This window comes from Acinetobacter sp. GN11 (assembly GCF_054823985.1).
Map to the genome: position 1 here is coordinate 1 of NZ_JRVL01000209.1, position 8,169 is coordinate 8,169.

Genomic DNA, 8,169 nt, shown 5'->3' on the forward strand with positions numbered 1-8,169 from the left:
TAATAGTCAAGAGTTTGAACATGAAATATGCATTTAATGTTGGTAAGTTCTAAATGATCGCCTAGTGGCATCATATTTGCACAGATGCAGTGTTATAGAGCATAAGGATAAAACATGTCAGAACGTCCAATCACCTTTTTTTTCCGTGGTGGTCAGCAGCAAGTGGAAAATGTAGTACCCACAACGACGGTTTTACAATTTCTGCGAGAATATACCCAAACTGGTAAGACTAGGCAGACCGGTACAAAAGAGGGCTGTGCTGAGGGCGATTGTGGTGCATGTACAGTCGTGATTGGTGAGTTGGTCAATGACAGCTTGCAATTGCGAAGTGTGAATGCCTGTATTCAGTTTTTACCGACTTTAGATGGTAAAGCCCTATTTACAGTAGAAGATCTGCATACGTTATTACCTATACAGGATGGAACGCTTCATCCGGTACAACAGGCGATGGTCGATTTGCATGGTTCACAATGCGGTTTTTGTACACCTGGTTTTATCATGTCGTTATGGTCAATGTATGAAAATGAACAACATTCTCCGAGCAAAGATAAAGTCAGTGATTATCTTTCTGGAAACTTGTGTCGTTGTACAGGCTATCGCCCTATTTTAGATGCAGCACAAAAAGCTTATGACTATCCTCGTGTTGTATTAGAACGCCAAAAGGTACTTGATGTATTAAAAGAGATCAAAGCATTACCTGTATTGCATTTGAATGATCATGATCAGCAATTTTTTGCACCAAAGACTTTGCAGGATTTTGCCGCATTACGCTTACAGTTACCGCAGGCGCGTATTGTCGCTGGTAGCACAGATGTCGGTTTGTGGGTAACCAAGCAGGGCCGTGATTTAGGCGATATGCTTTATATCGGTCAGGTTGAAGAACTGAAAAAGATTGTAGTTACCGACCACGCTTTAACGATTGGGGCAAATGTAAGTCTGAGTGATGCTCTCATCAAAATTTCAGATTTTTATCCTGACTTTCAAGAATTACAGCGCCGTTTTGCTTCTATGCCTATTAAAAATGCGGGAACTCTAGGTGGAAATATTGCCAATGGTTCACCTATTGGCGATTCAATGCCGGCATTAATTACGCTAGGTACACGATTGATTTTACGTGTAAGTGAACAGACCCGTGAAATCGCCTTGGAAGATTTTTATCTAGATTATCAAAAAACAGCATTACAGCTTGGTGAGTTTGTTGAGGCGATTGTTATTCCACTTCGTGAAGGGCAGACGCGTTTTAAATTTGCCAGCTATAAAATTGCCAAACGTTTTGAGCAAGATATTTCTGCGGTATGTGCGGCTATTTCATGCGAGTTAGATAATTATGATGTCGCTCACAATGTCAGAATTGCTTTTGGTGGCATGGCAGCTATTCCCAAACGTGCAAAATATGCAGAAGCCATATTGGAAGGTCAGCAACTTACAGCAGAATTGATAGCTAAGGCTCAAGAGGCATTGTCGCAAGACTATCAACCTTTAGATGATGGACGTGCTAGCTCGGCATATCGTTTACACGTCGCGAAAAACTGTTTACAGCGTTTTTATGTAGAAAAAGTCCTGTCTCAAACGATTACTCGTGTGAATGACTTGATTGCTATGGTGGAGATCTAACATGAATCAAACCATTGACTTAAGCATTTCTAAAAAATCTGCTAAAGCAGGCGACTCTATTCCACACGAAAGTGCACATTTACATGTGACTGGGCAAGCAACCTATATTGATGATTTACCTGAGCTTGAAAATACCATGCACTTGGCGGTTGGATTTTCAAGTTGTGCCAAAGGCAAAATCAGTAAGTTTGATTTGGATGCCGTACGTCAGGCCAATGGTGTCCATGTAGTTTTTTCAGCAAAGGATATTGAGATTGAAAATAATTGGGGACCAATTGTTAAAGATGACCCGATTTTTGCTGAGGAGCAGGTCGAATTTTATGGCCAAGCCTTGTTTGTGGTTGTTGCCGAGAGTTATCAGCAAGCCCGTCAGGCAGTTCGCTTGGCAAAAATAGAGTATGTGCCCGAGACTCCGATTTTAACGATGCAAGATGCGATTGAAAAAGAATCGTGGGTGTTACCGCCTGTTGAATTTAGCCATGGTGAAGTTGAACAGGCATTTCAAAATGCAGCACATCAACTTTCAGGTGCTATTGAGCTAGGTGGGCAAGAACATTTTTATCTTGAAGGACAGATTTCCTATGCAATTCCCCAAGAAAATCAGGACTTAAAAGTCTATTGCTCGACACAACATCCAACCGAAATGCAGCTGCTGATTTGTCATGCATTAGGTATGAATATGCATCAGGTGAGCGTAGAAAGCCGCCGTATGGGTGGGGGTTTTGGTGGTAAAGAGTCGCAGTCTGCACAATGGGCATGCATTGCATCTTTGGCAGCACAAAAAACAGGCCGTCCGTGTAAGTTACGTTTAGACCGTGATGATGATATGAGCGCCACAGGCAAACGTCACGGTTTTGCATATGAATGGTCAGTGGCTTTTGATGACACTGGTATTTTGCAAGGCCTAAAGGTGCAATTGGCTTCAAACTGCGGTTTTTCGGCTGATCTTTCTGGGCCAGTGAATGAACGTGCGATTTGTCATATTGGCAATGCCTATTATTTAAATGCGGTTGAGCTACGTAACTTACGTTGTAAAACCAATACTGTTTCCAATACCGCATATCGTGGTTTTGGCGGACCGCAAGGCATGTTTGTCATTGAAAATATTATTGATGACATTGCTCGTTATTTAGATTGTGACCCAGTTGAAATTCGTCAGCGTAATTTCTTTGCCGAAGAGCCCGGTGCCGGACGTGACCGTATGCACTATGGGGCAGAAGTCCGTGATAATGTTGCGCCAAAATTGGTGGCTGAATTATTGCAAAGTAGCGATTATGCGAAACGCAAACAGAGCATTCATGCCTTTAATCAGAGCAATGACATCATTAAGCGTGGTATTACGTTAACACCCTTAATGTTTGGTATTTCGTTTAATGCTGTACATTACAATCAGGCAGGTGCACTGGTCTATGTATATATGGATGGTACTGTTTCTATCACCCATGGCGGTACAGAAATGGGACAGGGGCTATATACCAAAGTGCGGCAGGTTGCCGCCTATGAGTTGGGTTTACCCATCGATAGCGTTCGTTTAATTGCAACTGATACTTCTCGGGTGCCAAATACATCAGCAACTGCAGCATCGAGTGGAGCAGATTTAAATGGTAAAGCTGTTCAAAATGCCTGCATTAAAATTCGAGAGCGTCTGGCAAAACTTGCAGCAGAAATAAGTCAAAGTGAAGCTGACCAAGTCCAGTTTGAAGATAGTATGGTCACAACAGCGAATGGTCACTCATGGACCTTTCCTGATTTGGTTCAACGGGCATATATGGCACGTGTACAACTATGGGACAGCGGTTTTTATAAAACACCAGAAATTCACTACGATCAGGTCAACCATTTAGGGCGTCCATTTTTCTATTATGCCTATGGTGCAGCAGTCAGTGAAGTCGCAATAGATACCTTAACTGGGGAAATGAAAGTATTACGTGCTGACATTTTGCATGACGTCGGGAGGTCCATTAACCCTGCAATTGATATTGGGCAAATTGAAGGTGGTTTTGTTCAAGGAATGGGGTGGCTCACGACAGAAGAGCTGTATTGGCAGCCACAAGGCCCACATGTAGGACGCTTGTTTACGCATGCACCTTCAACTTATAAAATCCCGACCAGTTTTGATATTCCTCATATTTTTAATGTCAAACTGTTTAATAACCAAAATCAGGCAGACACCATCTATCGCTCTAAAGCGGTAGGTGAACCTCCATTTATGTTGGCATTATCTGTTTTCTCTGCAATTCGTCAGGCGGTACAGGCGGCTATTCCAGAAAATGCACCACTCGTACTTAATGCGCCAGCAACTGCCGAAGAAATTTTACGTGCAATTGCTATTGGACGGAGACAAGCTTTGGCTGACCGCCCACAAGCTAAAATGTAGAAGATTATGCAACATTTACAATGGTGGACTGATTTTGTGGCGTGGCAAGCCGATGCTGCGCCTATGGTATTGGTCACAGTGGTCCGCGCTGATGGTTCGACACCAAGAGAAGTTGGTGCAACCATGTTATTGCGGTTTAATTTGCAACAACAATGGCAGCAATCCGATACGATCGGTGGTGGGCATTTAGAATTTCAGGCTATTGATATTGCAAAAGCAATGTTAAAAGAAACGGAAACTTGCATAAGACGTATTGAGCGTTTTAAGCTCAGTGCTCGGCTTGGGCAGTGTTGTGGCGGAGTAATGTGGTTATTGTTTGAAAAAATATCACCCGCTGCGATCGCATCGGATTTATGTGCGAGTTTGCAAGCATGGCGAGGCGGAAAGCATATATGGCGTACCGTCTCACATCAATATGCATCCACTTGGCAGACTATGGATATAGAACAACAACCGAGTTTCGAGTTTCATTCTGGCAGTAGTGAGCAATGGCAATTTGGCCAGCAGATTCAACCTTATGCTATGCAAGTGCTGATTTGTGGAGCAGGGCATGTGGGTGAAGCAATTGTTCGTTGTTTATTGCCTATTGGTGTCAGAGTGAAATGGATTGATCCGAGGGATGATATTTTCCCATCAGACTTACTGGAACAGGCGCAATGTTTAACGACTGATACATTAGACGCCGAGATCGAGCATTTTGACCGTTCAGGTGCAATTTTAATTTTAACTCATGATCATCAATTAGATTTGCAACTGTGTTTTGCAGCCTTAAAACCCGCGGCAAAACCATTTGCTTATGTTGGGATGATTGGCTCAAAAAGTAAAAGGGCTATTTTTGAAAAGCGTATGCAATTACGTGGTTATACTCAGGAAATATTACAACGTTTGGTTTGCCCGATCGGGGTAGAAGGGATTTCATCGAAACAACCTGCAATGATTGCCGTTGCAGTGGTTGCTCAATTATTGCAGGTATTTGATGTAAAAAAATGATCCCAAAGGATCATTTTTTTTGTTCGAACTTTGGATTTTTTTCTGCGCGTTTAAGCAGTACGAGAACGGCGCCTGTGCCGCCTTGATTTTCAGGTGCACTTACAAAAGCTAAAACATCGCGGTGCTGACGTAGCCATCCGTTGACATAGGTTTTTAAGACTGCTTCAGGGCCTTTACCATGTACAATCTTGACAACATTTTGATTTTCATCTTTTGCCATCTGGATAACTTGTAAAACTGCGTCACGTGCTTGCTCAATCGTACATCCGTGTAAATCTACAGCTTCAAACCAGCGCATTCTTCCAGCTTTTAAGTCTTCGAAAACTTTATGCTGAAGTGTGGCAATGCGATAGCTTAGCGTTGCTTGACTTGCGACAGGGTTTAGAGCGGCTTGAGTGTCTGATAACTCGGCATGTTCAGTTTCACGATCACCTTCGGCAGCTGCACGTTTAGCGAGTGTGTGAGCATCAATTTTTTTTGTGCGAGGCGTTCTTACATCAGCAATATTGCTATTGTTGATGGGCTTAACACCTGCTAGAGCACTTTGAAACAGGTTTGCATCTTCCAATTCTTCAGACTCAGCCTGAGGTTTTGGGGCCTCAGACTGACTTGCGATTTTGCTTGAATGAGGATTGGAGATTTGCTTTTTAAATTGCTTCAGTAACTTTTGTTGCTCTTTAGAAAGCGATGAATCTTTATTACTCATATATCTTCATTAAACCGTTTGAGGTTGTCCAAAAAGAGCAGTAAAAGCTTGATCTGGACGTGGTTGTTTCATAAAACTTTCGCCGACCAAGAAGCTGTGAATATCATGTTCTTGCATCATACGCACATCATCTGGTGTCGCAATACCGCTTTCAGTGATTAATAAACGTGAGGCCGGAAGTAATTTTTTCAATCGAATGGATGTATTTAAATCCACATCAAACGTTTTTAAATTACGGTTATTCACACCTAATAAACATTGCTCAGAAAGCTTTAAAGCGCGTTCCATTTCTTCTTCGTCATGAACTTCAACTAATACATCGAGTTGATGTTCAAACGCAGTTTTAGACATTTCTTCGAGTTGCTGGTCAGACAAACATGCAACAATTAATAAAATACAGTCAGCATGCAAAGCACGTGCTTCAACTACATTATATGGATCGATCAGAAAGTCTTTACGTAAAGCAGGTAGGGCACAATGATTACGGGCAATAGCAATATTTTCATCTGCACCCTGAAAGAAATCAACATCGGTCAATACCGATAAACATGCCGCTCCAGCTTGTTCATATTGCTGGGCAATTTCAGCAGGATTAAAATCTGCACGAATAATGCCTTTTGATGGAGATGCTTTTTTAATTTCTGCAATCACGGCAGGGCGCTTATGCTGTAAAGCTTTTGCGAATCCTCGTACAGGAGTTGCAGCTTTCGCTAGTTCTTCAACATCTTGCAAATTACGTTGTTTTAAACGTGCAGCAAGTTCCTCATGTTTACGGTCAACAATTTTACCTAAAATGGTATTTTGAATATTAATCATGAGAAGTCCTTAATCTGCCTGACATTGTTTTAATGTTTTGGTAAATTCAGCCAAAACACTCATTTTTTCTAAAGCTTGTCCACCATAGATAATATCTTGAGCGAATGTAACAGCCTGAGCATAAGTCTTGGTAATGCCTGCTACATAGATACCTGCGCCAGCATTAAGCGCAATCATATTTGCTGCTTTTTCACCAATGTCAGATTTATTTTTACCTAATGCATCTTTAATCAGCTTTAAGCTTGCTGCGGCATCTGCTACCACTAAACCATTTAAGGTTTGTGATTCAATCCCGACATCTTCTGGATTAAGCGTCCATTCGGTAATTTCGCCATCTTTAAGTTCAGCAATAGCGGTAGGAGCAGCAAGGCTAATTTCATCAAGTCCATCTCTTGAATGAACCACCATGACATGCTCAGCGCCAAGTTGCTTCATAACCTCGGCAATCGGACGGCAAAGTTCATCTGAAAATACCCCAATGACAAAGCGTTTTACGCCGGCCGGATTCGTAAGCGGGCCGAGTAAATTGAAAATGCTGCGAACACCAAGCTCACGACGTGGGCCTACAGCATATTTCATTGCTTTGTGGTGGTTTGGAGCAAATAAAAAGCCTACACCCATCTCACGAATGCAGCGCTCAGTTTGTTGCATGTCTAAATCAAGGTTAATACCGGCTTGTTCAAGTAGGTCAGATGAACCTGATTTACTTGAAACGCCTCGGTTACCATGCTTTGCAATGGTTGCACCAGCTGCTGCAATCACAAAGCTTGAAGCAGTAGAGACATTAAATAAGTTTTGTCCATCACCACCAGTACCGACAATATCAACTAAATATTTGATATCGCTAACATCAATTTTAATCGCGAATTCACGCATAACACGTGCGGCAGCAGTAATTTCGTCAATACTTTCACCTTTCATGCGAAGGCCCATCATTAAAGCACCAATTTGTGCTTCGGTTGCCTCACCTTGCATGATGCTGCGCATAATGTCTTCCATTTGCGGCTGAGTCAGGTGAATATTTTTTGTAATATGGTTAAGTGCTTGTTGAATGTTCATAAATATCACTTATGCATAAATATCTAAAAAGTTTTTAAAGATTTGATGGCCATGTTGACTCAAGATTGATTCAGGATGGAACTGCACGCCTTCAACAGGCAATGTCTTATGTTTAACACCCATGATTTCTTCCATTGAGCCATCTGCTTCATTGGTCCAGCACGTTACTTCAAGGCAATCAGGCAGAGTTTGCTGATCGATCACCAACGAATGATAACGAGTTGCCGAGAATGGGCTAGGGAGATTACTGAAAATACCTTTATTGCTGTGGTACATATCAGATAAACGTCCGTGCATCACTGTTTTGGCTCTTACAATGTTTCCGCCAAAAGCTTGCCCAATACTTTGATGCCCTAAACACACGCCAAGCAAAGGAATTTTTCCGGCAAAGTGGTTAATTGCCGGAATTGAAATACCTGCTTCACTTGGAGAGCATGGGCCAGGACCAATAACGAGATATTTAGGTTGCCATCGTTCAATATCCTCTAATGTGACTTGATCATTGCGAACAACTTTTACTTCCTGATCCAACTCGCCAAAGTACTGGACGATGTTGTAGGTAAAAGAGTCGTAATTGTCGATCATTAGAAGCATTTTAGATTTAACT

The 8,169-nt window shown here is 42.0% G+C and carries 7 protein-coding genes; 3 read left to right on the forward strand and 4 right to left on the reverse strand.

The window, feature by feature from the left end; translation table 11 throughout:
• Positions 1–114: 114 nt before the first annotated feature.
• Genes xdhA through xdhC form a run of 3 tightly spaced genes read left to right on the forward strand, consistent with a single transcriptional unit; the run spans position 115 to position 4,981 of the window.
• Complete coding sequence (gene xdhA, locus NL42_RS16120; protein WP_461313501.1) at positions 115–1,614, forward strand: xanthine dehydrogenase small subunit; 1,500 nt, start codon at positions 115–117, stop codon at positions 1,612–1,614.
• Position 1,615: 1 nt separating this feature from the next.
• The gene (xdhB, locus tag NL42_RS16125) at positions 1,616–3,991 is read left to right on the forward strand and encodes a xanthine dehydrogenase molybdopterin binding subunit (protein WP_461313502.1); all 2,376 of its coding nucleotides are present in this window, start codon (positions 1,616–1,618) and stop codon (positions 3,989–3,991) included.
• A gap of 6 nt (positions 3,992–3,997) precedes the next feature.
• A complete protein-coding gene (gene xdhC, locus NL42_RS16130; protein WP_461313503.1) occupies positions 3,998–4,981 on the forward strand; it encodes a xanthine dehydrogenase accessory protein XdhC in 984 nt (327 codons plus the stop codon).
• Between the two features lie 10 nt (positions 4,982–4,991).
• On the opposite strand, the gene NL42_RS16135 is transcribed toward xdhC, so the two are convergent.
• From NL42_RS16135 to NL42_RS16150, 4 genes are read right to left on the reverse strand one after another with little or no spacing between them, the layout of a single operon-like run.
• Entirely contained in the window at positions 4,992–5,687 is a 696-nt protein-coding gene (locus tag NL42_RS16135; RefSeq protein WP_461313504.1) for a Smr/MutS family protein, read from the reverse strand.
• A gap of 9 nt (positions 5,688–5,696) precedes the next feature.
• Positions 5,697–6,503, reverse strand: coding sequence for an indole-3-glycerol phosphate synthase TrpC (trpC, locus tag NL42_RS16140; RefSeq protein ID WP_461313505.1), 807 nt, complete (start codon positions 6,501–6,503; stop codon positions 5,697–5,699).
• Between the two features lie 9 nt (positions 6,504–6,512).
• Entirely contained in the window at positions 6,513–7,562 is a 1,050-nt protein-coding gene (gene trpD, locus NL42_RS16145) for an anthranilate phosphoribosyltransferase (protein ID WP_461313506.1), read from the reverse strand.
• Positions 7,563–7,571: 9 nt separating this feature from the next.
• Positions 7,572–8,156 (reverse strand): anthranilate synthase component II, encoded by a 585-nt coding sequence (locus NL42_RS16150; RefSeq protein WP_003650566.1) that lies wholly within the window; start codon positions 8,154–8,156, stop codon positions 7,572–7,574.
• Positions 8,157–8,169 lie beyond the last annotated feature (13 nt).